Raw genomic sequence first — 22,027 nt, forward strand, 5'->3', positions numbered from 1 at the left:
CTGTGGGGTTGTCTGTCAGTGCAGCGGGGGCGGTTGCCCGGGGCTGCCACTGGGGAATTGTGGGGCCGCGCGGTGCGGTCTGCGCCCAGCCCCAAGCGGCGGGCGCCAGGCGCCAAGGATAATCGCGGTCTTTCCTGCTTCTGGCCGCCGCGCTTTTTGACCACCATGCCCGCCCCCACACCCGCCCCTCGCACAGCCCCCACCAGCAAGGCCGACAAGGAAGTGCTGTTCAAGGGCGTCACCTGCGCCCTGATCGGCCTGGTGATCCTGCTGGCGCCCTACGTGGCCCGCGCCACCAGCGTGCGGGAGCTGATGTCTCAGGCTTCGCTGGTAGGCTGGTTCGCCCTGGTGCTGGGGCTGGCTTTCATCGCGCAGTACGGCATGCGCCGGGCCAAGGCCCGCCGCCACCTTCCGTGACACCCGCCACCGGCCCGACCGCCGCCCTGCCCGCCCGCGCGGTGGACGGTGCCTCTGCCCAGGCCATGTTCCAGGCGCTGCGCGAGCTGGCGCAGGCTGCCGGCATCACCCTGCGCAACCCGCCGCCGGAGCCGACAACCTGCTGCGGCCGGGGCTGCAACGGGTGTGTGTGGGAGGGGTTTCTGGACGCCGCCGAGTACTGGCGGCAGGAAGCGCTGCTGCAGTTGCAGGGCTGATAAAGATGTTTTCAGCCCCTACCGCTTGATGGGCGGGCGCCAAAAGCTATCAAATAAATAGCAAACTACCGCTAAACCGCCTCCACAGGAGCAAGGTGATGCAGGCCGGCGCCGCGGCAACGCAGGGGCTCAGCCCAGTTCCTTGACCGCCATGTACTGCTCGCGCCAGGTTTCGAACGGCAGCGTGTCACCGGCTTCGATCGCCTTTTGCGCGGCCACCGACTCGTCGGCCAAGGCCAGGTAGCGTGCCTGCTGCTCGGCCGTCCAGGGCAGGCTGAGCAGTGCGTCGCGGGCCGCGGCGGATTGGGCCAGGGCAAAGCTTTCAAAGCTGTCGTGGTGCACCGAGTGCATCGCGTCGAGCACGCGGGCCGACGGCGTGTCGCCGGGGGCCGCCATCAAGGCCAGGGCATCCTGCAGCGCCGCGCTGTAGTCGCTGGTGCCGTGGGTGGCATCAAGCGCTGCGGCCAACGGCACGCATTCGCCCAGCACCTCGGCGCCCCAGTCGGCCAGGGTCACGCTGTGGCCGTTGCGCGCCAGTTGCAGGCCCGGCTCGCGGCCACGCTCGGCCGTGAGGTGCTGGTTGTGCTTGAGCTCGGCGATCTCGGCCGGCGTGTCGGGGGGGCTGTCGGACAGCAGGCAGTGCAGCAAAAACACGTCCAGCAGGCGCATGGTGGGCGCCGTGATGCCCACGGGCACGAACGGGTCCAGGTCCATCAACCGCACTTCGACGTATTCGACACCGCGCTCGCGCAGCGCATGCAACGGGCGCTCGCCGGTGCGCACGGTGCGCTTGGGGCGGATGGTGCCGTAGAACTCGTTTTCGATCTGCAGCAGGCTGGTGCCCAGCTGGTTGTAGTCGCCACCGGGGTTGCGCACGCCCAGGCTTTCGTAGGCGGGGTACGGCTTGGTCAGCGCCTCGTGCAGCGAGTTGGCGTAGCCCTTGAGGCCGTTGTAGCTCACGGCCAGCGTGGCCTGCGCGTCGCTCTGGTAACCCAGGCGGCCCATGCGCAGCGACGTGGCGTGCGGCAGGTACAGCGCCTTGCCGCCGGGCAGTTGCTGCAAGCCATGCTCGCGCCCCGCCACAAAACAGGGGCACAGCGCGGGCGATGCGCCAAACAAATACAGCAGCACGAACGCGTGGCGGCGGAAGTTGCGGATGAGCGAGAAGTACTGCTCGCTGTCCACCCCCGGCAGCGACCAGTTGTAGTGAATGCCCGAGATGGTCTGCATGCGCCGGCCGTACCGGTGCCCCAGGCCCATGCGGTAGATGCTTTTGGCCCGGCCCACGTTGGAGCTGCCATAGCGGCCGATGGGGATGGTCTCGTCGGTGGGCAGCCCGCAGGGCATGCTGGAGGCCCAGAGCAGCTCGCCGCCGCTGTCCTTCAAGGTGTGGTGCACGAACTGGTGCACCTCGGTCAGCTCGTTCAGGCACTCGTCCACGCCCTTGCGGGCGCCGGTGATGAGCTCCAGCTGCGACTCGCTGTAGTCGGTGGTGATGAGGGGGTGCGTGAGCGCGGAGCCCAGCGCCACCGGGTGCGGCGTCAGGGCCAAGCCCCCCGCTGGCAGCGCGCGCAAACCTTCCTTCTCGATGCCGCGGCGAATCCCTCCCAGGGCGTCCGCGGGGTAGGCGGCCAGTCTCTCGTGCAATTTGCTCATATGTTTATACCGATCCAACTTCTGTCGGCCCGGAACTTAGCACGGAGCAGGCTGGCGTGCCCGGACAAACCTCAAGCCCTTGCGGCCAAGGCCTTTCCTACTTCGTTGGTTCCCTGCGCCGCACCGCTTTGTGGTACCTGCTCGCCCGCGCGCTCCGTCACCTCGGCCAGGCGGGCCGCCAGCTGCTCGGGCACGTCGGCGCCGATGCCGACATGGATGCCCTGGGTCAGGGTGATGTGGGCCGCCTCGAAAGTGCCCGCACCGGCGCACAGGATGGTGCGGGTGGGCGCGCTGTCGTGGGCCAGCACCAGCATGGCGGGCACCACGGCCTCGGGCTTGAGGGCGTCGAGCACCTCTTGCGGCATCAGCCCTTCGGTCATGCGCGTGGCCGCCGTGGGGGCCAGGGCGTTGACACGGATGTTGTACTTGGCGCCTTCAATGGCCAGGGTCTGCATCAGCCCCACCTGGGCCAGCTTGGCCGCGCCGTAGTTGGCCTGGCCGAAGTTGCCGTACAGGCCGGTGGACGATGTGGTCATGACGATGCGGCCGTATTGCTGCGCCACCATGTGCGGCCACACGGCCTTGCAGCAGTGGGCGGCGCCCATCAGGTGCACATCGACCACCAGTCGGAAGTCGGCCATGTCCATCTTGGAAAACGACTTGTCGCGCAGGATGCCGGCGTTGTTGACCAGGATGTCCACCCGGCCCCAGGCGTCGATGGCCTGCTGCACCATGGCTTCGACCGCGGCGAAGTCGGTGACGGACGCACCGTTGGCCAGGGCCTCGCCGCCCGCCGCGCGGATCTCGTCCACCACGGCCTGCGCGGCCGACACGGTGGCACCGCTGCCGTCCACCGCACCGCCCAGGTCGTTGACCAGAACCTTGGCGCCGCGCGCTGCCAGGGCCAGCGCATGCTGGCGGCCCAGGCCGCCGCCGGCGCCGGTCACGATGGCCACGCGGCCGTTGAAGTCGATAGCCATGGAATGGGTCTCCTGTGGTGTCTGGATGATGAAGAAAGGAAAGAAGGCCCGCGCCCCGGATAGGGCGACAGGCGCTGCGCGTGGGACTGTAAGTCAGATGCGGGTGGGCGATGGTTGCGCACGCGACTGCGATGCCGGAGCGCGCCTTTCACAAAAACACGCACAACAGTCCGCCCCAATCAGGTATCGTGCCGATGCCCGCGCCGGGCCGACAACCCAGCGGCGCCGGCACTTCCGCGCACACACCGCATTCAGCACGGACCCGCAGCATGGCGAAATGCTCTTCTTTTCATAGCTTCCACCGCTTGCCAGTTGAGCGCTGCGAGCGCATTTGACCCAAGGAACCCCATGAAAGCAACCTGGAACGGCGTCACCATCGCCGAAAGCGACGACACCGTGGTGGTCGAAGGCAACCACTACTTTCCTGAAGCCGCGCTCAAGCGCGAGTTCTTCACCTTCAGCAACCACAAGACCACCTGCCACTGGAAGGGCCAGGCCAGCTACCTGTCGCTGCTGGTCGACGGCGAGATGAACACCGACGCCGCCTGGTTCTACGCCGACCCCAAGCCCGAAGCCGACGAGATCCGCGGGCGCGTGGCGTTCTGGAAAGGCGTGAAGGTCGAGGCCTGACCACTGGCCCTCCGGGTTATCCCTGCAGGCACTGGACAATCGTGTGGATAAATGTGGACAAGCCTTGTATGACAAGCTCAAGTGCTTGATTCATAACGGAACACACTGCACTGCACAATTTTTAGGCAACCAACGCAAAGCGTCCTTCGGTTATCCCTGCCAGCACTGGACAATCCTGTGCATAACTCTGAACAAGCTTTGTATGGCGCACCTAAGCCATTGATTTTAAAAGACTATCCCTGCGTTGATTAAAAAGAAGGCAATCATCCGCAGCCCGCGGGACCGCCACAGCGACCTAGCGCGGCGGGTACAAAAAGCCCCGGTTATCCCTCCCAGCACTGGACAATCATGTGGATAAGTCTGCACAACGCTTGTATGACAGACATAAGTCATTGATTTGCAAGGACTATCCTTGCATTGCTTAAAAACAAGGCAACAGGCATGCCGCCATTGGCAAACCGGCTGCAGTCGCCCGCCTACCGCTCCACTCCTTTATTGATAGCGCCTTGCGCCCGCCCCACAAGCGACAGCCCCCAAAAATGTCCCCATCAGCCCTTCAGAACAGCCCCGCCGCCGAACGCAACCGCGCGCCCATCCTGGACTGCCTGCGCATGCTGCTCGGCGCCGAGGGCCGGGCGCTGGAGATTGCCAGCGGCACAGGCCAGCATGCGGCGCACTTTGCGGCCGCCCTGCCCGGCTGGACCTGGCAGCCGACCGACCTGCAAGGCACCCACTTCGATTCCATCACCGGCTGGGCCGCCCAGGCGGGCGCCGCCAACGTGCGGGCGCCGCTGCGGCTCGACGTGCTGCGGCCGCGCTGGCCGGCCGAAGGCGACGCCTTTGGCGCCGAGTTCGACCTGATCTATTGCGCCAACATGCTTCACATCGCCCCGTGGGCGTGCTGCGCCGGGCTGATGCAGGGCGCGGCGCGCCAACTGGCACCGGGCGGGCTGCTCGTGACCTATGGGCCCTACCTGGAAGACGATGTGCCGACCGCCGCCGGCAACCTTGCATTTGACGCCAGCCTGCGCGCGCAGGACAGCACCTGGGGCATTCGGCGCCTGGCGGACGTGGCAGCCACGGCTGGCGAGGCCGGGCTGGCGCTGCAACAGCGCCACGCCCTGCCCGCCAACAACCTGTTGCTGGTGTGGGCCCGTGCCACCCCGGCACCCTGACCGCCTGCGGCCTGCCTGCCCGACCCGCAAGCTGCACTGACGAATTGACTGAATCACTGACTGACCGCGCCATCCCATGACCACTCCCGCAGCCCCCTTCTTCATCGCCAAGATCGACCCCGACGGTTTGCAATGCGACGCCTGGCCCGAGCAACCCCTGCTGTTGTCCATGGAGCAAGGCGGCATCGACTGGCCCAGTTCCTGCCGCAACGGCACCTGCCGCACCTGCATCGGCATGCTGGCCGAAGGCGAAGTGCGCTACGCCATCGAGTGGCCCGGCCTCACGGCCGAAGAAAAAGCCGAGGGCTGCGTGCTGCCCTGCGTGGCCTACCCGATGAGCGACGTGCGCCTGGAAGCGCCAGGCATCTGATACCGGCTGGCGGGGCCTGACCCCGCGCCGACCCGGTGCCCGAATGGCACTTTCGCGCTTGCTGCGCCGGGCGGTCCTCACCCAGAATCTTCTGCACAACCATTGCAAAGAGAGGGAGGACACCATGAGCACCCAACACGCGCAGGCAGCGCCGCCAGCACGGCCAGCACCGGTAGAGCCTGCCGCCACCGCACCCAACGCCGCCGACCGCGCCCCCACCCGCGAGGACATCCTGGCCCAGTGCATCGCCGCAGACGCGCAATGGGCCAAGCAACCCGGCCGCAACCTCGTGCTGCTGTTCGACGGCACCGGCAACATCCTGGGCAACCAGCAGGACACCAATGTGGTCAAGCTGCTGCGCATGCTGGGCAAGGGCGAGGACCCCGCAGGCATTGCGCCCACCCAGCTGGTCTACTACGACCCCGGTGTGGGCACGGCCAACGAGTTTCCGGCGGACGGCATCGTGTCCAGCACCAAGAACCGCCTGCGGCAACTGGCGGGGCTGGCACTGGGCAACGGCGTGTTCCCCAACATCGCCGAGGCCTACCGATTCCTGGTCAACACCTACAAGCCGGGCGACCGCATTTACCTGTTCGGCTTCTCGCGCGGCGCGTTCACGGCGCGGGCGGTCAGCGGGATGATCAACATGTACGGCCTGATCCACACCGAGGGCCTGCCGCTCATCGACACCCTGGTGCGCACCTACTTTGCGCCCATCGACCACAAGAACCAGACTGGCACCAAGAGCCGCAAGGATTTTGCGCAGGACGTGATCGACAACTTCTCGCTGGGCCGCACGCCGCTGGTGCACTTCGTGGGAGTGTGGGACACGGTGGAGGCCATCGGCCTGGGCGGGGTGGGCAGCATCAAGATCAGCAATTCCAAAGGGTTCGCGGACAAACGCTTCGTCCACGTGCGCCATGCCATGTCGCTGTTCGAATCGCGCAGCAAATACGCGCCCCGCCGCTACGACGATCCCGATTTCACCGCCGAAGAGCAGCGCTGGCGCAGCTACGACCAACGCTGGTTTCGCGGTGTGCACAGCGACGTGGGCGGCTCGTACGCGCGTGACGGGCTGTCCAACCTCACGCTGGCCTGGATGGTGGACGAGGCCCTGGCCCACGGCCTGCGCGTGGACAAGAGCCGGCTGCAACCCGGCAACCCGCTCACCGCCATGCACGACCAGGCGTACGACTGCCCCTATTGGGTCTGGACGGGCCTGAGCGCGCGCGAACGCGAGGCCAGCGACTTCATCGACCCCACCGCCCGCCCGGTGGACGGCGCCGTGCCCGCAGAGACCGTGCCGCGCACAAAGCCCTGGCGCTGGGTAGGCATAGCGCTGGCCATTGCCACGGCGGTGCTGTTCGTCATCACCGCCCTGGCGGGCCGGGCCGCCTGCGACCTGAGCGCAGCGCCGGGCTGGGTGAAGAGCCTGCCGTCGGGCTTTCAGGCGTCGGCCCACTGGCATGCCACCTGGGGCGTGACGTGCGGCAACACCGATGCCGTGCGCCACGCCATCGCCTGGGACTGGGCCCTGCTCGCCAGCTACGCCCTGTGGCTGGCCTACCCCGTGGCGTGGGCCCTGCGGCGGCTGGTGGCGCGGGCTGTGCCCCCGGGCCGGGCGCTGGGCTGGCTCTATCGGCATGCGCACGGGGTGATGGGCCTTCTGGTGGTGTCGGACATCGTGGAGAACTGCATCACGCTGCATCTGCAATCTCCGCACCAGCCGGACTGGCCCACGATGCTGACGGTGGCCACCAGCATCAAGCTGCTGTCCCTGCTGCTGCTGGGCTGGGTGATGGTGGCCGGAGCCCTGGCCGGGCGCGAGGGCGGCCGCGCGCCCGCGTCGCCCGTGCCCCAAGTGCACTAAAATCGCTGCTTTTGGGGCGCACAGCGCTCCTGCACCGCGCGCCCGGCGCCGCGCTGCCCGCTCTTTGGAATCGGCCCTACCCGGGCCGTGGCCGGATCAGCGTGCGGTGCTCGCCACCCGCGCTGCCCACCGAAAGCCAGCCTTCCATGACCTCCCCCCTGACCCCCGTGCCGATCTCGCCCGTCGAGGACATCGTGGCCGAGATGCGCGCCGGGCGCATCGTCATCCTGGTGGATGAAGAAGACCGTGAAAACGAAGGCGACCTGGTCCTGGCCGCAGACCACGTGACTCCTGAAGCCATCAACTTCATGGCGCGCTTCGGCCGCGGCCTGATCTGCCTGACCCTGAGCCGCGAGCGCTGCGAGCGCCTGCGCCTGCCGCCCATGGTGGCGAGCAACGGCACCAAGATGGGCACGGCCTTCACCATCTCCATCGAAGCCGCAGAAGGCGTGACCACCGGCATATCCGCCGCCGACCGGGCCCGCACCGTGCAGGCCGCCGTGGCCCCCAACGCCGTGGCCGCCGACTTGGTGCAGCCCGGCCACATCTTCCCGCTGCAGGCCGTCGAAGGCGGCGTGCTCATGCGCGCAGGCCACACCGAAGCCGGCTGCGACCTGGCCGTGATGGCCGGCTGCAGCCCCGCATCGGTGATCTGCGAGATCATGAAGGACGACGGCACCATGGCGCGCCTGCCGGACCTGCAGCTCTTTGCAGCAGAACACGGCCTCAAGATTGGCACCATCGCCGACCTCATCGAATACCGCAGCCGCAACGAATCGCTGGTCGAAAAAGTGGGCACGCGCGTGCTGCAGACCGCCTTTGGCGCCTTCACCGCCCACGCCTTCCGCGACAAGCCCAGCAAGGAGCTGCACCTGGCCCTGGTCAAGGGCCAGTGGGGCGCCGATGACGTGGTGCCCGTGCGTGTGCACGAGCCGCTGTCGGTGCTGGACGCGCTGGAGGTCAACCGCTCCATGCATTCGTGGAGCCTGGACACCAGCCTGCAGTACCTGTCCGAGCAGGGCAAGGGCGTGGCGGTGCTGCTCAACTGCGGCGAAACGGCGGACCAGTTGCTCGCCCAGTTCGAGGGCACGGCCCGCGCGGCGCAAGCGCCCGAGCGCGGCCGCATGGACCTGCGCACCTACGGCGTGGGCGCACAAATTCTGCGCGAGTGCGGCGTGCACCGCATGGCCCTCATGGGCCAGCCGCGCCGCATGCCCAGCATGGCGGGCTACGGCCTCGAGATCACCGGTTTCATTCCCAAAGAGTAAAAGTACAGGATCACTATGTTTGGCGCAGAAAAAGGAACGGCGGACAAGCTCGATGGCAAGAAACTGCACATCGGCATCGTGCAGGCCCGCTTCAACGAAAGCATCACCAACAACCTGGCCGCCGCGTGCCGCGCCGAGCTGCTGGCGCTGGGTGTGCAGGAAAAGAACATCAAGCACGTGCTGGTGCCCGGCGCCCTTGAAGTGCCCGTGGCCCTGCAAGCCATGGCCGAGGCCGACGAATACGACGCGCTGATCGCACTGGGCTGCATCATCCGCGGCGAGACCTACCACTTCGAGCTGGTGGCCAACGAGTCCGGCGCGGGCGTCACGCGCCTGACACTCGACTACCAGATCCCGATCGCCAACGCCATCATCACCACCGAGAACATGGAACAAGCCATCGCCCGCCAGACCGACAAGGGCGTGGATGCTGCCCGTGTCGCGGTGGAGATGGCCAACCTGCTGGACGAACTGTCATGAGCGAAAGCAACACCCCCTCCGGCAACCGCCCGCCCAAGCAGGTGCGCACCGGCCTCAAGACCACGGGTGCGCGCAAGGCGGCCTCCAAGTCCAACCGCAGCCGCGCCCGCGAATTTGCGCTGCAGGCGCTGTACCAGCACCTGGTGGGCGGCAACGACGCCCATGCCATCGACGCGTTCACGCGCGACCTGGCGGGCTTTCACAAGGCCGACTCGGTGCACTACGACGCGCTGCTGCACGGCTCGATCGCCAACGCCGCCGACATGGACGCACTGATCACCCCGCTGCTGGACCGCAAGATGGCCGAGATCTCGCCCATCGAGCACGCCGTGATGTGGATCGGGGTGTACGAGTTTCAGCACTGCCTGGACGTGCCGTGGCGCGTGGTGCTCAATGAATGCATCGAGCTGGCCAAGGAATTTGGCGGCACCGACGGCCACAAGTACGTGAACGCCGTGCTCAACGGCCTGGCTCCCAAGCTGCGCGCGGTCGAAGTGGCCGCCGACAAGGCTTCGGGCAAGGGCAGCATCGCCGCCGACGACGACACCGGCAACCACACCGACGACGAAACGCCCGCGGCCTGAGCGCCCGGCCTTCATCGCGCACCACTGCCGGCACCTGCGTTGCACGCTGTCGGCGGCCGCCACCCTGGCGCTCTTTCTTTTGGCGGCGGAGCATCGCCGCTGCCCAGGACCGATGGGCACCACGGACCTTTTGCCATGAGGTTTCCATGAAGTTTTCCACGCGCGCCGAGCGCATCGAACCGTTCTATGTGATGGAAGTCGCCAAGGCCGCGCAGGCCCTGGCACGCGAGGTGGCGGGCACGCGCGAGCCGATGATCTTCTTGAACATCGGCGAACCGGACTTCACCGCACCACCGCTGGTGCAAGAGGCCGCCGCCCGCGCCGTGCACAGCGGCGCCACGCAGTACACGAATGCCCTGGGCCTGGACGCTCTGCGCGAACGCATCAGCGGCTGGTACCAGAGCCGCTTCGGCGTTCAAGTGCCCGCACGCCGCATCGTGGTGACGGCGGGTGCGTCGGCCGCGCTGCAGCTGGCGTGCCTGGCGCTCATCGAGTCGGGCGACGAGATCCTCATGCCCGACCCGAGCTACCCCTGCAACCGCCACTTCGTGAGCGCTGCAGAAGGCAAGGCCGTGCTGCTGCCCACCACGGCGGCCGAGCGCTACCAGCTGACCGCCGAGAAGGTGCGCGCCGCGTGGACCGAGAAAACCCGCGGCGTGCTGCTGGCCTCGCCGTCGAACCCCACGGGCACGTCGATTGCGCCCGGCGAGCTGCGGCGCATCCATGAGGTGGTGCGTGCGAACGATGGCATCACGCTCATCGACGAGATCTACCTGGGCCTGTCGTACGAGGAAGAATTCGGCCACACGGCCCTGGCCATCGACGACAGCATCATCAGCATCAACAGCTTCAGCAAGTACTTCAACATGACCGGCTGGCGCCTGGGCTGGATGGTGGTGCCCGACGCGATGGTGCCGGTGGTCGAACGCCTGGCGCAAAACTTGTTCATCTGCGCGAGCACGGTGGCGCAGCATGCGGCGCTGGCGTGCTTCGAGGCCGAAAGCATTGCCGAGTACGAACGCCGCCGCGCCGAGTTCAAGGCCCGGCGCGACTTCTTCATCCCGGCACTGCAGTCACTGGGCCTGGCCGTGCCGGTGATGCCCGACGGCGCGTTCTACGCCTGGGCCGACTGCACCGAGGCCGCGCAGCGCCTGGGCGTCGCCTCGGGCAAGAACTGCAGCTGGGACTTCGCCTTCGAGGTCATGCGCCGCGCCCACATCGCGGTGACGCCGGGGCGCGACTTCGGCACGGCAGAGCCCGAGCGCTTCATCCGCTTCTCGACCGCCAACTCCATGGCGCAGCTCGAGGAGTCGGTGGAGCGGCTGCGCAAGCTTCTCGGCTGAACGATGACAGACAGCGAGCGGACCCACGATGGCGTTTGAATTTCCGATCCGCATCTATTGGGAAGACACCGATGCAGGCGGCATCGTGTTCTATGCCAACTACCTCAAGTTCTTCGAGCGCGCCCGCACCGAGTGGCTGCGCTCGCTGGGCGTGGGCCAGCAGCTTCTTCGGGAACAAACCGGCGGCATGTTTGTCGTAACCGATGCGCAGCTGCGCTACCACCGCCCCGCACGGCTGGACGATGAACTCATTGTTACCGCCGGCCTACAGGCCGCAGGCCGGGCATCGTTGACAATAGTGCAGCGCGCGCTCCTGAAACCAGAGCAGATGACCGACCCGAGCACCACCTTGCTGACCGAAGGCACCATCCGCATCGGATGGGTGGATGCTGCCACCCTGCGCCCTGCAAGAATACCGAGCACCCTTCTGGAACAACTCACACCATGAACTCCCAAAACATGTCCATCATCTCCCTGGTGCTCCACGCCAGCTGGGTGGTGCAACTCGTCATGCTGCTGCTGCTGGGCGTGTCGGTGGCCAGCTGGGCGGCCATCTTCCGCAAGCTGTTTTCCCTGAAGCGCGTGAAGACGCTCAACGACGACTTCGAGCGTGAGTTCTGGTCGGGCACCAGCCTCAACGACCTGTACGCCAGCGCGGCCCAGAACGCCAAGCAGGCCGGCCCCATGGAACGCATTTTTGCCAGCGGCATGCGCGAATACCAAAAGCTGCGCGAGCGCCGCATCGTGGACCCCGGCACCCTGCTCGACGGCGCACGCCGCGCCATGCGCGCGAGCTTCCAGCGCGAGATGGACGTGGTCGAATCGAGCCTCTCCTTCCTGGCATCGGTCGGCTCCGTGTCGCCGTATGTGGGCCTGTTCGGCACGGTGTGGGGCATCATGCATGCGTTCACCGGCTTTGCCGGCATGGAGCAGGTGACGCTGGCCACGGTGGCGCCCGGCATTGCCGAAGCCCTGGTGGCCACCGCCATCGGCCTGTTCGCCGCCATCCCCGCCGTGATCGCCTACAACCGCTTCGCCCGCGACATCGACCGCGTGGCCACGCACCAGGAAACCTTCATCGAAGAGTTCTCCAACATCCTGCAGCGCAACCTGGGCGCCCAGCCAGCGCCCACCACCGGCCACACGGCCTCGGGGCACTGACACCATGCCCGCCATGGCATCCCGCGGCCGGGGCCGCCGCACCATCAACGAGATCAACATGGTGCCCTTCATCGACGTGATGCTGGTGCTGCTCATCATCTTCATGGTGACGGCGCCCATGCTCACGCCCGGTGTGGTCGACGTGCCCAGCGTCGGCAAGGGCAAGAACATGCCCAAGGTGGTAGCCCAGGTGATCGTGAACAAGGACGGATCGCTCCAGTTCAAGACCCCCGAAGCCACGCGCAGCCTGAGCCAGCGCGAAATCGGCGACGCCGCCAGCCGCTGGCAAAAGGCCCAGGGCGCCGACAGCGCCAGTGCGGTGGTCATCAGCGCCGACAAGGGCGTGCAGTACGAAAACGTGGTGAAAGCGATGGACGCCCTGCAGAAGGCCGGCGTGCAACGCGTGGGCCTGTCCGTCAAGCAGGGCGGTTGAACCGAACCCGCGCCAGACGCTCTCACCTACGCCCATGCAAGCCCACAACGACCGCGACCAGTTTGCCCCGCCGCGCCCGCCCGCGCGGCTGCGCGCCATCACGCTGGCGGTGCTCGTGCATGCGGCGCTGATCGGCGCCCTCACCTGGGGCGTGAACTGGAAGAACACCGCAGACCAGCCCGCAGTGGAAGCCGAACTCTGGGCCGCCGTGCCCGTGCAGGCTGCGCCCCGCGCTGTGGAGCCTCCTCCACCCCCCCCTGCGCCCCCGGAAGTCCGCCCGCCCGCGCCCCCACCACCCGCCCCACCGCCACCGCGGGCCATAGAGCCGCCCGACACGCGCGAGGCCGACATCGCCATCGAACGCGAGAAGAAGCGCCTGGAGCAGGAAAAGAAAGCCCGCGAACAGCAGCAGGAGCGCGACAAGCGCGAACGCGAGCGCAAGGAAGACGAGCGCAAGGACCGCCTGGAGCAGGAGAAAAAGGACCGCCTGCAGAAAGAAAAAGAACGCGAGAAGGACAAGGAACAGCGCGAGAAGCAATTGGCCGAGCAGAAAAAGGCCGAGCAGGACAAGCAAAAGAAGCTGGCCGAGGACAAGCGCAAGGCGGACGAAGCTGCCAAGCGGAAGGCTGATGCGGAAGACAAGCAGCTGGCCAAGCTGCGCGAAGACAACCTGCGCCGCATGCAGGGCATGGCGGGCGCTACGGGCGGCGAAACAGCCACCGGTACCGCACAGCGCAGCGCAGGCCCGTCGGGCAGCTACGGCGGCAAGGTCGCTGCCAAGGTCAAACCCAACATCGTCTACCCCGATGCGCTGTCGGGCAACCCACGCGCAGAGGTGGAAGTGCGCCTGTCACCCGACGGCACCATCGTGGGCAAGCGGCTCGTGCAGTCGAGTGGCAACAAGGCCTGGGACGACGCCGTGCTGCGCGCCCTGGACAAGACCGAGACGCTGCCGCGCGATGTGGACGGTAGGGTGCCCTCGTCCCTCACGATCGGTTTCCGGCCCCAGGACTGACACCTGGAACTGAGAGCGAGGGTTCGATCAAGCCCCGCAGCTTGATCGAACCACCCCTTGTCATCGGCGTGCCACAGTGCCACACGCGCCAGCAGTAGCGACTGCGGCGGCGTCACAGACCGTCGATCCACGCAAACCCATTACGCCCCATACCAAGCAAAAAACCCGGTGGCTGCACAGGCAGCCACCGGGTTTTTGTTGTGCATCAGGTGGGCAGAGCGCAGGTCGTGCATCACCTGCCCACAGGTCGCTTACCGATCCCGCCGCTCCATCCGGCGGTTCAGGTTCAGCGCCCCCAGCGTGCAGGCCACACCCGACAGCAGGTACACCGTCAGGGCCAGCAGCCCGAACTGCGACGACAGATACAAGGCCACCAGAGGCGCGAACGCGGCGCCGATGATCCAGGCCAGATCGGCCGACAGCGCAGCGCCCGTGTAGCGGTACTGCGGCGAGAAGTTGGCCGTGACCGTGCCCGAAGCCTGGCCGTACGACAGGCCCAGCAGCACAAAGCCCAGCAACAGGAACATGGTGCTGCCCACTTCGCCCGAGTTGAGCAGCACGGGCGCCATGAAGCTGAACACACCGATCAGCACCGCCATGCCGCCCAGAAGCTTGCGGCGGCCCAGGTGGTCCGACAACCAGCCCGACACCATGATGGCGCCAGCGGCCAGGAAGGCACCCACGATCTGCACACCCAGGATCTGCGTCACGGGCTGGTCCGAGTACAGCGTGATCCACGACAGCGGAAACACGGTGACCAGGTGGAACAGCGCAAAACTGGCCAGCGCCGCAAAAGCTCCCAGCAGCACATTGCTGCCCTCGTCGCGCATCACGCGGCTCACGGGCACGGGTTGCAATTCACGCTCCTGCAGCAGCTCGGCGTAAGACTGGCCCACCACCAGGCGCAGACGGGCGAACAATGCCACGACGTTGATGGCAAACGCCACGAAGAACGGATAGCGCCAGCCCCAGGCCAGGAATTCCTGCACCGAGAGGTTGCTGTACAGGTAAGTGAACAGGCCGGCCGCCAGCACGAACCCGAGCGGTGCGCCCAGCTGGCCGATCATGGCGTACCAGCCGCGGCGGTCCTTGGGGGCCGACATCGCCAGCAGCGACGGCAGGCCGTCCCACGAACCGCCCAGCGCCAAGCCCTGACCGATGCGCAGGATCAGCAGAGCGACGATGGCCACCACGCCGGCATCCTTGTAACCCGGCAAGAAGGCCATGCCGACGGTGCACACGCCCAACAGGAACAGGGCGATGGTGAGCTTGGTGCCACGCCCCCAGCGACGCTGGATGGCCATCGAGATGGCGGTGCCGATCGGGCGGACCACGAAGGCCACCGCCAGCAGCGCAAACGCCATCAGGGTGCCGTCCAGGCGCGACAGGAAGGGGAACAGGAACGACGGGAAGACGAGGACGCAGGCGATCCCGAAAACGAAGAAGTCGAAATACTCGGACGAGCGTCCGATGATCACGCCCACAGCGATTTCGCTGGGGGTGACGTCCTCATGCGTATCAGCCCGCGAGAGAGAGGCGGCGCTTTCTTCAAAGCCGGCCGCAGGGAAAGTGGCAGTGGCGGGGCTGCTCATGAACAGGGCTCCTTCGTTGTGTGAATAAGACAGCCTTGTTCTACACCCAAGTTCGGCTGCCGACAAGTGCGGTTTCACTATGACGGATGCAGGACAAAGCCGTAACCATCTGCTTTTGCACCAGGTTGGGGCAAAATTTTTTGACCTTGGACAAAATGTCCAATGTACAAAAAAGCTAGAGCTATTACATTCGACGGCACTCCGTTATCCGCGTTTACCCTTAAACAAACGCCCCGATTGCGCTCATCCCATGCCCAAAACCCCTCTGACCCGCGTGCCTGTCTGGCTCGCCGCGCTGGCTGCCGTGGGCAGCCTGGCCGGCTGCAGCAAGGCGGTCGTCCTCAACCCTGCCGGTGACATTGCCGCGCAGCAAGGCCACATGGTCATCCAGGCCACGCTGCTGATGCTGATCATCATCGTGCCGGTCATTGCGCTGACCCTGTGGTTCGCCTGGAAGTACCGGCACAACAATGCCGCCAACACCGAAGACGACTACGACCCCGACTGGCACCATTCCACCACGCTGGAGCTGGTCATCTGGACGGTGCCGCTGATCATCATCATCGCCCTGGGCGCGCTGACCTGGATCGGCACGCACAAGCTCGACCCCTACCGTCCGCTGGACCGCATCTCGTCGTCCAAGCCGCTTGATGCGCAATCGACGCCGCTGGAGGTGCAGGTGGTGGCCATGGACTGGAAGTGGCTGTTCTTCTACCCTGAACTGGGCATTGCCACGGTGAACGAACTGGCAGCGCCGGTGGACCGCCCCATCCTCTTCAAGCTCACCGCCACGTCCACGATGAACGCGTTCTACGTGCCTGATCTGGCGGGCATGATCTACGCGATGCCTGGCATGCAGACCGAGCTGAACGCCGTGATCAACCAGCCCGGCGTGTACAAGGGCATGTCCTCGCACTACAGCGGTTCGGGCTTCTCGGGCATGACGTTCAAGTTCCATGGCCTGAGCCAGGGCGACTTCGACCAGTGGGTTGCCAAGAACAAGTCCGAAGGCAAGCCGCTCACGCGCCAGACCTACCTGGACCTGGTCAAGCCCAGCGAGCGCGACCCAGTGCAGCGCTTCGCCAGCGTGGAAGACGGCCTGTACGACAAGGTGCTGAACCGCTGCGTCGAGGACGGCAAGATGTGCATGCACCACATGATGTCCATCGACGAGCGCGGTGGCGAGGCCTTCATGAAGGCCCAGGGCCTGAACCTGCCCCAGGACGTCTGCACCGTGGGCAACGCCGCCCAGGTGGTGGCCGCCCTCGAAGCGCGCCACGCCGCGGTCTACGACCGCACCCTCTCCCGCCAATGATCCGCGCATAAGAGACCGACGAACATGTCCACCTCACCCGTTGTAACCGAACCGCACTGGGCCCTGGGCCGAATCACCTGGGACTCGGTCCCCATGGCGCACGAGCCCATCGTGCTGTGGACCTTCATCGCCACCGTGCTCGGTGGCCTGGTCGTGCTGGCCGGCGTCACCAAGTTCAGGCTCTGGGGCCCGCTCTGGCGCGACTGGATCTGCAGCATCGACCACAAGCGCATCGGGATCATGTACATGATCCTCGGCCTTGTCATGCTGCTGCGCGGCTTTGCCGACGCGGTGATGATGCGCCTGCAGCAGGCCATGGCCTTCGGCGACAACCTGGGCTACCTGCCGCCGCACCACTACGACCAGATCTTCACGGCCCACGGCGTGATCATGATCTTCTTCGTGGCGATGCCGCTGGTCACCGGCCTGATGAACTACCTCGTGCCGCTGCAGATCGGCGCGCGCGACGTGTCGTTCCCGTTCCTCAACAATTTCAGCTTCTGGATGACCACCGCCGGCGCCGTGCTGGTGATGGTGTCGCTGTTCCTGGGCGAGTTCTCCACCGCCGGCTGGCTGGCTCTGTCCAACCTGGGGGCGCAGAACCCGGGGGTGGGGCTTGACTACTACATCTGGGCGCTGCAGATCGCGGGGGTGGGCACGACGCTGTCGGGCATCAACCTGATCGTCACCATCATCAAGATGCGTGCGCCCGGCATGAACCTGATGCGCATGCCCGTCTTCACCTGGACGGCCCTGTGCACCAACGCGCTGATCGTGGCGTCGTTCCCCGTGCTGACGGCAGCCCTGGTGCTGATGTCGCTCGACCGCTATGCGGGCACCAACTTCTTCACGAACGACCTGGGCGGCAACCCCATGCTCTACGTGAACCTGATCTGGATCTGGGGCCACCCCGAGGTCTACATCCTGATCCTGCCCTGCTTCGGCATCTTCTCCGAAGTGGTCGCCACGTTCTGCAAAAAGCGCCTGTTCGGCTACACCTCCATGGTGTACGCCACGGTCGTGATCACCATCCTGTCGTACCTGGTGTGGCTGCACCACTTCTTCACCATGGGCTCGGGCGCGAGCGTGAACACCTTCTTCGGCATCACGACCATGATCATCTCGATCCCGACGGGCGCGAAGATCTTCAACTGGCTGTTCACCATGTACAAGGGCCGCATCCGCTTCGAGCTGCCCATGATGTGGACCGTGGCCTTCATGGTGACGTTCGCCATCGGCGGCATGACCGGCGTGCTGCTGGCCGTGCCACCGGCCGACTTCGTGCTGCACAACAGCCTGTTCCTGATCGCCCACTTCCACAATGTGATCATTGGCGGCGTGCTGTTCGGCCTGTTCGCCGGCATCAACTACTGGTATCCCAAGGCGTTTGGCTACAAGCTCGACCGCACCTGGGGCGTGCGCTCCTTCTGGCTGTGGGTGGTGGGCTTCTGGGTGGCCTTCGGCCCGCTGTACGTGCTGGGCCTGATGGGCGTCACGCGCCGTGCCAACCACTTCGAAGACGCCTCGCTGCAGCCCTACTTCGTGGTGGCCGCCATCGGCGCCGCGATGATCGCTGCCGGCATCGGCTGCTTCCTGATGCAGATCGTGGTGAGCTACCTCAAGCGCGACGAACTGCGCGACGTGACCGGCGACCCGTGGGATGCCCGCACGCTCGAGTGGGCCACGTCGTCGCCACCGCCCGACTACAACTTCGCCTTCACGCCTGTGGTGCATGAAATCGATGCGTGGTGGGACATGAAGAAGCACGGCTACCAGCGTCCTTTGAGCGGCTACGCGCCCATCCACATGCCAGCCAACACCAGCTCGGGTGCGGTGATATCGGCACTGTCGCTGGTGCTGGGCTTTGCGCTGATCTGGCACATGTGGCTGCTGGCCGGTGCGTCGTTTGCCGCCGTGATCCTGGTCGCCATCATCCACACGTTCAACTACAAGCGCGACTTCTACATCCCCGCCTCTCAAGTGACGGAGACGGAAAACCTTCGCACCCAACAACTGCGCGCCAGCCATGTCTGATATCCGTACCACCCCCGGCGCAGCAGGCGCCGCGACCGCAGCGCTCCCGCTGCGCCAGTACCACCCCGCGCACGAGCCGCACCCCGAAAACGGCACGGCCCTGGGCTTCTGGCTCTACCTGATGAGCGACTGTCTCATCTTCGCCGCTCTGTTCGCCACCTACGGCGTGCTGGGCCGCAGCTATGCGGCGGGCCCCACGGGCGCGCAGCTGTTCGACCTGACGCTGGTGGCCATCAACACGGCCTTCCTGCTGCTGTCGTCCATCACCTTCGGCTTTGCCATGCTGCGCAAGCAGGTGGGTGACGTGAAGGGCACGCTGCTGTGGCTGGCCGTGACCGGCTTCTTCGGCCTGTGCTTTCTGGGCCTGGAGCTGTATGAGTTCTACCACCTGATCCACCAGGGCGCCACGCCCCAGCGCAGCGCCTTCCTGTCCGCCTTCTTCACGCTGGTGGGCACCCACGGCCTGCACGTGACCTTCGGCCTGATCTGGCTGGTGGTGCTGATGATCCAGATCGGCAAGCATGGCCTGATCCACGAGAACAAGCGCCGCCTGATGTGCCTGTCGATGTTCTGGCACTTCCTGGACGTGGTCTGGATCGGCGTCTTCACCTTTGTGTACCTGATGGGAGTGCTGTAAATGAGCGCACAACACACACACGCACCAGCACCTGCACACCATGCGCACGGTGATCATGGCCACGGCCATGACGACCACCATGGCGATGTGGGCCCCCACAGCAGCCTGCGCGAATACGCGATCGGCTTCGTGCTGTCGGTCATCCTCACCGCCATTCCGTTCTGGCTGGTGATGGCCAAGGTGATCGCCGACCGCAACACCGCCGTGCTGGTGCTGGGCGCCTTCGCGGTGGTGCAGATCCTGGTGCACATGGTGTACTTCCTGCACATGAACGGCAAGGTCGAAGGCGGCTGGACGCTGCTGTCCACCATCTTCACTGTGGTGTTCGTCGCCATCGCGATCAGCGGCACCTTGTGGGTCATGTTCCACATGAACAGCAACATGATGCCCGACCACCCCACGCCCACGCCGCCCAAGCACGAGGCGACCGGGCACAACACGCCTTGACCACTGCGCCGTCCTTCGTGGCACGCCCCGCCGCGCACCGCGCGCTGCGCCGGGCCGTGCTGCTGGTGGTCGGCATCGCGCTGTTCCTGGGCTTTGTGGCCCTGGGGACGTGGCAGGTACAGCGGCGGGTATGGAAGCTCGATCTCATCGAGCGCGTGGACCAGCGCGTCCACGCGGCCCCGGTCCCCCTGCCCTCGGCAAGCGAATGGCCCGGCATCGACGCTGCGCGCCATGAGTACCTTCCGGTCACCGTCCGCGGACACTGGCTGCCGGGCAAGACCGTGCTCACCCAGGCCGTGACGGCCCTGGGGTCGGGCTTCTGGGTCGTCAGCGCCTTGCAGCAGGACGACGGCACGGCGGTGCTGGTCAACCGCGGCTTCATACCGCAAGAGCAGCGCGCCGCGTGGCCTCCGTCCGACCCCGCGACGTCGACCACAACCCCTTCTGCACCGCCCTCCCCCGTCACCGTGCAGGGCCTGATCCGCATGACGGAACCCAAGGGCGGCTTCCTGCGCAGCAACGACCCTGCGCAGCAACGTTGGTTCTCCCGCGATGTGGCGGCCATCGCGCAGGCACTGCAGCTGGGCCACGCGGCACCCTTTTTCATCGACGCCGGCCTGCCCACCGCCGGCACACGAGCGCTGACCGCCGAGGCCGTCGAGGTGGCAGGCGCCGCTGCAACCGCCAGCACCCCATGGCCCCGCGCAGGCATGACCACCATCCGCTTTCCGAACAGCCACCTGGTCTACGCCATCACCTGGTACGGCCTGGCCATGATGGTCGTGGGCGCGGCCTGGCTGGTGGTGCGCTACGAGCGCCGTGCAGGCCTGAACGGCGGCGGCGCTGCCAACGCAGGCCTGGGCGGCACAGGCCGGTAGACTCCGCCCACCATGCCCCTGCAACGCATCGCCAAAAGCGGTGAACTTCTGCGCAGCAGCCCGCGCGCTGCCGATGCCGCCGCCGGCATCAAGAACCTGCAGCAGCTCATTCAGCTGCGCTGGATGGCTGTCATCGGCCAGATCTTCACCATCGAGGTGGCGCACCACAGCCTGCGGCTGAGCATTCCGCTGGTGCCGATGCTGCTGGTGGTGGCCTGCCTGGCCGTGTTCAACGTGGTCAGCCTGCTGCGGCTGCGCATGGGCGTGCAGGTGCGCAATGTGGAGGTGTTCCTCGCGCTGCTGGTGGACGTGGCCGTGCTCACCACCCAGCTGTACCTGAGCGGCGGCACCAGCAACCCTTTCGTCTTCTTGTACCTGCTGCAGATCGCCCTGGGCGCCATCCTGCTGCGCGGCGCCTACATCTGGACCATGGTGGCCATCACGGCCGTGTGCTTTGGAGCGCTGGCCACCTACCACCTGCCGCTGGAGCTGCCGCAGGACCTGCACCAGGGCCTGTCCAGCCTGTACGTCATCGGGCTGCTGGTGTGCTTCGTGCTCAACGCCATCCTGGTCGTGGTGTTCATCACCCGCATCAACCTGAACCTGCGCGAGCGCGACGCCCGCCTGGCCGCCGCGCGCCGCCGCCGGGTGGAAGAAGAACACATCGTGCGCATGGGCCTGCTGGCCTCGGGCGCAGCCCACGAGCTGGGCACGCCCCTGTCCACGCTCGCCGTGATCCTGGGCGACTGGCAGCACGATGCAGAGCTGATGGCCGACCCGGTACTGCGCGAAGACATCGACGAGATGCGCACCCAAGTGCAGCGCTGCAAGGGCATCGTGAGCGGCATCCTGCTGTCCGCTGGCGAGGCTCGCGGCGAGCATTCGGAGCAGACCACCGTGTGCAAGTTCGTGGACGCGCTGGCCGAGGAATGGCGCACCACGCGCTCCATCCCGGCGTTCTCGTACCACAACGACTTCGGCGACGACACGCCCATGGTGTCGGACACCACGTTGAAGCAGATGGTTTTCAATGTGCTGGACAATGCTCGGGACGCCTCGCCCCAGTGGGTGGAACTGCTCATCACTCGCGACGACGCAGCGGAAGCGCCAGCGCTGTGCATCACCGTCAACGACGCAGGCCCCGGCTTTGCGCCCGGCATGCTGGACCACCTGGGCGAGCCCTACCAGTCCACCAAGCAGCGGCCGGGCAGCGGACTCGGCCTGTACCTGGTGATGAACGTGGCGCGCACCCTGGGCGGCAGCGTGTCGGCCCGCAACCGGGCGGCGGCGGGCGGCGCGCAAGTGAGCATCCGCCTGCCCCTGGCGGCCATCGTGCTGCCCAAGGCGCACCGGCCCGCGGGCTGAGCGGTGCGGCGCCCCGCAGCGTCGAGGCCCCAGGGCGACAATGCCTGCCAAGCGGCTGCAGCCAGCCGAGCGCAATGCAGCGACGGAGACAGCCCAGACAGACAAAGAGAGAAATAGAGAGAGAGGACGAACCACCCGGAC

At 66.4% G+C, this 22,027-nt stretch carries 23 protein-coding genes; 20 read left to right on the top strand and 3 right to left on the bottom strand.

Annotated elements, in window-relative coordinates:
* Nucleotides 1-165: 165 nt before the first annotated feature.
* A complete protein-coding gene (locus ACSQ3N_RS19045; protein ID WP_436147139.1) occupies nucleotides 166-417 on the top strand; it encodes a hypothetical protein in 252 nt (83 codons plus the stop codon).
* A 65-nt stretch (nucleotides 418-482) separates the two neighbouring features.
* Nucleotides 483-653 carry an oxidoreductase-like domain-containing protein gene (locus tag ACSQ3N_RS19050; protein WP_436147978.1) on the top strand — a complete coding sequence of 57 codons (171 nt, stop codon included), beginning with the start codon at nucleotides 483-485 and terminating at the stop codon, nucleotides 651-653.
* A gap of 129 nt (nucleotides 654-782) precedes the next feature.
* Here ACSQ3N_RS19050 and gshA read toward each other — a convergent pair whose 3' ends face one another.
* Complete coding sequence (gene gshA, locus ACSQ3N_RS19055; RefSeq protein ID WP_436147140.1) at nucleotides 783-2,309, bottom strand: glutamate--cysteine ligase; 1,527 nt, start codon at nucleotides 2,307-2,309, stop codon at nucleotides 783-785.
* Nucleotides 2,310-2,380: 71 nt separating this feature from the next.
* A complete protein-coding gene (locus tag ACSQ3N_RS19060) occupies nucleotides 2,381-3,289 on the bottom strand; it encodes an SDR family NAD(P)-dependent oxidoreductase (RefSeq protein WP_056170122.1) in 909 nt (302 codons plus the stop codon).
* A 348-nt stretch (nucleotides 3,290-3,637) separates the two neighbouring features.
* Between ACSQ3N_RS19060 and ACSQ3N_RS19065 the strand changes: the two genes are divergently transcribed.
* The 12 genes from ACSQ3N_RS19065 (at nucleotide 3,638) to tolA (ending at nucleotide 13,618) form a co-directional block, all read left to right on the top strand.
* The gene (locus ACSQ3N_RS19065; RefSeq protein ID WP_056170125.1) at nucleotides 3,638-3,919 is read left to right on the top strand and encodes a DUF427 domain-containing protein; all 282 of its coding nucleotides are present in this window, start codon (nucleotides 3,638-3,640) and stop codon (nucleotides 3,917-3,919) included.
* Between the two features lie 539 nt (nucleotides 3,920-4,458).
* Entirely contained in the window at nucleotides 4,459-5,094 is a 636-nt protein-coding gene (locus ACSQ3N_RS19070; protein WP_436147141.1) for a DUF938 domain-containing protein, read from the top strand.
* Between the two features lie 76 nt (nucleotides 5,095-5,170).
* A complete protein-coding gene (locus tag ACSQ3N_RS19075) occupies nucleotides 5,171-5,464 on the top strand; it encodes a 2Fe-2S iron-sulfur cluster-binding protein (protein WP_056170130.1) in 294 nt (97 codons plus the stop codon).
* 124 nt (nucleotides 5,465-5,588) lie between these two features.
* A complete protein-coding gene (locus ACSQ3N_RS19080) occupies nucleotides 5,589-7,334 on the top strand; it encodes a DUF2235 domain-containing protein (RefSeq protein ID WP_436147142.1) in 1,746 nt (581 codons plus the stop codon).
* Nucleotides 7,335-7,480: 146 nt separating this feature from the next.
* Nucleotides 7,481-8,602 carry a bifunctional 3,4-dihydroxy-2-butanone-4-phosphate synthase/GTP cyclohydrolase II gene (gene ribBA, locus ACSQ3N_RS19085; protein ID WP_436147143.1) on the top strand — a complete coding sequence of 374 codons (1,122 nt, stop codon included), beginning with the start codon at nucleotides 7,481-7,483 and terminating at the stop codon, nucleotides 8,600-8,602.
* A gap of 15 nt (nucleotides 8,603-8,617) precedes the next feature.
* Nucleotides 8,618-9,082 carry a 6,7-dimethyl-8-ribityllumazine synthase gene (gene ribH / locus ACSQ3N_RS19090; protein ID WP_436147144.1) on the top strand — a complete coding sequence of 155 codons (465 nt, stop codon included), beginning with the start codon at nucleotides 8,618-8,620 and terminating at the stop codon, nucleotides 9,080-9,082.
* Entirely contained in the window at nucleotides 9,079-9,666 is a 588-nt protein-coding gene (gene nusB / locus ACSQ3N_RS19095; protein WP_436147145.1) for a transcription antitermination factor NusB, read from the top strand. The genes ribH and nusB overlap by 4 nt, the downstream gene beginning before the upstream one ends.
* Before the next feature lie 146 nt (nucleotides 9,667-9,812).
* Nucleotides 9,813-11,009, top strand: coding sequence for a pyridoxal phosphate-dependent aminotransferase (locus ACSQ3N_RS19100; RefSeq protein WP_436147146.1), 1,197 nt, complete (start codon nucleotides 9,813-9,815; stop codon nucleotides 11,007-11,009).
* 28 nt (nucleotides 11,010-11,037) lie between these two features.
* Entirely contained in the window at nucleotides 11,038-11,457 is a 420-nt protein-coding gene (ybgC, locus tag ACSQ3N_RS19105; RefSeq protein WP_056170144.1) for a tol-pal system-associated acyl-CoA thioesterase, read from the top strand.
* On the top strand, nucleotides 11,454-12,170 hold the full coding sequence (gene tolQ / locus ACSQ3N_RS19110; protein ID WP_056170148.1) for a protein TolQ: 717 nt from the start codon (nucleotides 11,454-11,456) through the stop codon (nucleotides 12,168-12,170). Before ybgC ends, tolQ begins: the two co-directional genes overlap by 4 nt.
* A 4-nt stretch (nucleotides 12,171-12,174) precedes the next feature.
* Complete coding sequence (locus tag ACSQ3N_RS19115; RefSeq protein WP_056170151.1) at nucleotides 12,175-12,603, top strand: ExbD/TolR family protein; 429 nt, start codon at nucleotides 12,175-12,177, stop codon at nucleotides 12,601-12,603.
* 34 nt (nucleotides 12,604-12,637) lie between these two features.
* Nucleotides 12,638-13,618, top strand: a complete 981-nt coding sequence (gene tolA / locus ACSQ3N_RS19120; protein WP_436147147.1) for a cell envelope integrity protein TolA — start codon at nucleotides 12,638-12,640, stop codon at nucleotides 13,616-13,618.
* Between the two features lie 251 nt (nucleotides 13,619-13,869).
* Here tolA and ACSQ3N_RS19125 read toward each other — a convergent pair whose 3' ends face one another.
* The gene (locus tag ACSQ3N_RS19125; protein ID WP_056418988.1) at nucleotides 13,870-15,210 is read right to left on the bottom strand and encodes an MFS transporter; all 1,341 of its coding nucleotides are present in this window, start codon (nucleotides 15,208-15,210) and stop codon (nucleotides 13,870-13,872) included.
* Between the two features lie 250 nt (nucleotides 15,211-15,460).
* Here ACSQ3N_RS19125 and cyoA point away from each other — a divergent pair, with 250 nt between their 5' ends.
* The 6 genes from cyoA to ACSQ3N_RS19155 are packed head-to-tail and all read left to right on the top strand — an operon-like array spanning nucleotide 15,461 to nucleotide 21,886.
* Complete coding sequence (gene cyoA, locus ACSQ3N_RS19130; protein ID WP_436147148.1) at nucleotides 15,461-16,525, top strand: ubiquinol oxidase subunit II; 1,065 nt, start codon at nucleotides 15,461-15,463, stop codon at nucleotides 16,523-16,525.
* 24 nt (nucleotides 16,526-16,549) lie between these two features.
* A complete protein-coding gene (cyoB, locus tag ACSQ3N_RS19135) occupies nucleotides 16,550-18,559 on the top strand; it encodes a cytochrome o ubiquinol oxidase subunit I (protein ID WP_436147149.1) in 2,010 nt (669 codons plus the stop codon).
* Nucleotides 18,552-19,196: a cytochrome o ubiquinol oxidase subunit III gene (gene cyoC, locus ACSQ3N_RS19140; protein WP_056170167.1), complete on the top strand. Its 645-nt coding sequence runs from the start codon at nucleotides 18,552-18,554 to the stop codon at nucleotides 19,194-19,196. The genes cyoB and cyoC overlap by 8 nt, the downstream gene beginning before the upstream one ends.
* Complete coding sequence (gene cyoD / locus ACSQ3N_RS19145) at nucleotides 19,197-19,643, top strand: cytochrome o ubiquinol oxidase subunit IV (RefSeq protein ID WP_056170170.1); 447 nt, start codon at nucleotides 19,197-19,199, stop codon at nucleotides 19,641-19,643.
* Nucleotides 19,640-20,521, top strand: a complete 882-nt coding sequence (locus tag ACSQ3N_RS19150) for an SURF1 family protein (protein WP_304439423.1) — start codon at nucleotides 19,640-19,642, stop codon at nucleotides 20,519-20,521. The genes cyoD and ACSQ3N_RS19150 overlap by 4 nt, the downstream gene beginning before the upstream one ends.
* A 12-nt stretch (nucleotides 20,522-20,533) precedes the next feature.
* Nucleotides 20,534-21,886 carry an ATP-binding protein gene (locus ACSQ3N_RS19155; RefSeq protein WP_056170174.1) on the top strand — a complete coding sequence of 451 codons (1,353 nt, stop codon included), beginning with the start codon at nucleotides 20,534-20,536 and terminating at the stop codon, nucleotides 21,884-21,886.
* The last annotated feature ends 141 nt before the right edge of the window (nucleotides 21,887-22,027 follow it).

The organism is Acidovorax sp. LjRoot194, from assembly GCF_964253015.1.
Lineage (GTDB): Bacteria > Pseudomonadota > Gammaproteobacteria > Burkholderiales > Burkholderiaceae_C > Acidovorax.

Coding starts and splice junctions, on each gene's coding strand:
- ACSQ3N_RS19045 (WP_436147139.1), top strand. CDS start 166: ATGCCCGCCCCCACACCCGCCCCTCGCACAGCCCCCACCAGCAAGGCC.
- ACSQ3N_RS19050 (WP_436147978.1), top strand. CDS start 483: ATGTTCCAGGCGCTGCGCGAGCTGGCGCAGGCTGCCGGCATCACCCTG.
- gshA (WP_436147140.1), bottom strand. CDS start 2,309: ATGAGCAAATTGCACGAGAGACTGGCCGCCTACCCCGCGGACGCCCTG.
- ACSQ3N_RS19060 (WP_056170122.1), bottom strand. CDS start 3,289: ATGGCTATCGACTTCAACGGCCGCGTGGCCATCGTGACCGGCGCCGGC.
- ACSQ3N_RS19065 (WP_056170125.1), top strand. CDS start 3,638: ATGAAAGCAACCTGGAACGGCGTCACCATCGCCGAAAGCGACGACACC.
- ACSQ3N_RS19070 (WP_436147141.1), top strand. CDS start 4,459: ATGTCCCCATCAGCCCTTCAGAACAGCCCCGCCGCCGAACGCAACCGC.
- ACSQ3N_RS19075 (WP_056170130.1), top strand. CDS start 5,171: ATGACCACTCCCGCAGCCCCCTTCTTCATCGCCAAGATCGACCCCGAC.
- ACSQ3N_RS19080 (WP_436147142.1), top strand. CDS start 5,589: ATGAGCACCCAACACGCGCAGGCAGCGCCGCCAGCACGGCCAGCACCG.
- ribBA (WP_436147143.1), top strand. CDS start 7,481: ATGACCTCCCCCCTGACCCCCGTGCCGATCTCGCCCGTCGAGGACATC.
- ribH (WP_436147144.1), top strand. CDS start 8,618: ATGTTTGGCGCAGAAAAAGGAACGGCGGACAAGCTCGATGGCAAGAAA.
- nusB (WP_436147145.1), top strand. CDS start 9,079: ATGAGCGAAAGCAACACCCCCTCCGGCAACCGCCCGCCCAAGCAGGTG.
- ACSQ3N_RS19100 (WP_436147146.1), top strand. CDS start 9,813: ATGAAGTTTTCCACGCGCGCCGAGCGCATCGAACCGTTCTATGTGATG.
- ybgC (WP_056170144.1), top strand. CDS start 11,038: ATGGCGTTTGAATTTCCGATCCGCATCTATTGGGAAGACACCGATGCA.
- tolQ (WP_056170148.1), top strand. CDS start 11,454: ATGAACTCCCAAAACATGTCCATCATCTCCCTGGTGCTCCACGCCAGC.
- ACSQ3N_RS19115 (WP_056170151.1), top strand. CDS start 12,175: ATGCCCGCCATGGCATCCCGCGGCCGGGGCCGCCGCACCATCAACGAG.
- tolA (WP_436147147.1), top strand. CDS start 12,638: ATGCAAGCCCACAACGACCGCGACCAGTTTGCCCCGCCGCGCCCGCCC.
- ACSQ3N_RS19125 (WP_056418988.1), bottom strand. CDS start 15,210: ATGAGCAGCCCCGCCACTGCCACTTTCCCTGCGGCCGGCTTTGAAGAA.
- cyoA (WP_436147148.1), top strand. CDS start 15,461: ATGCCCAAAACCCCTCTGACCCGCGTGCCTGTCTGGCTCGCCGCGCTG.
- cyoB (WP_436147149.1), top strand. CDS start 16,550: ATGTCCACCTCACCCGTTGTAACCGAACCGCACTGGGCCCTGGGCCGA.
- cyoC (WP_056170167.1), top strand. CDS start 18,552: ATGTCTGATATCCGTACCACCCCCGGCGCAGCAGGCGCCGCGACCGCA.
- cyoD (WP_056170170.1), top strand. CDS start 19,197: ATGAGCGCACAACACACACACGCACCAGCACCTGCACACCATGCGCAC.
- ACSQ3N_RS19155 (WP_056170174.1), top strand. CDS start 20,534: ATGCCCCTGCAACGCATCGCCAAAAGCGGTGAACTTCTGCGCAGCAGC.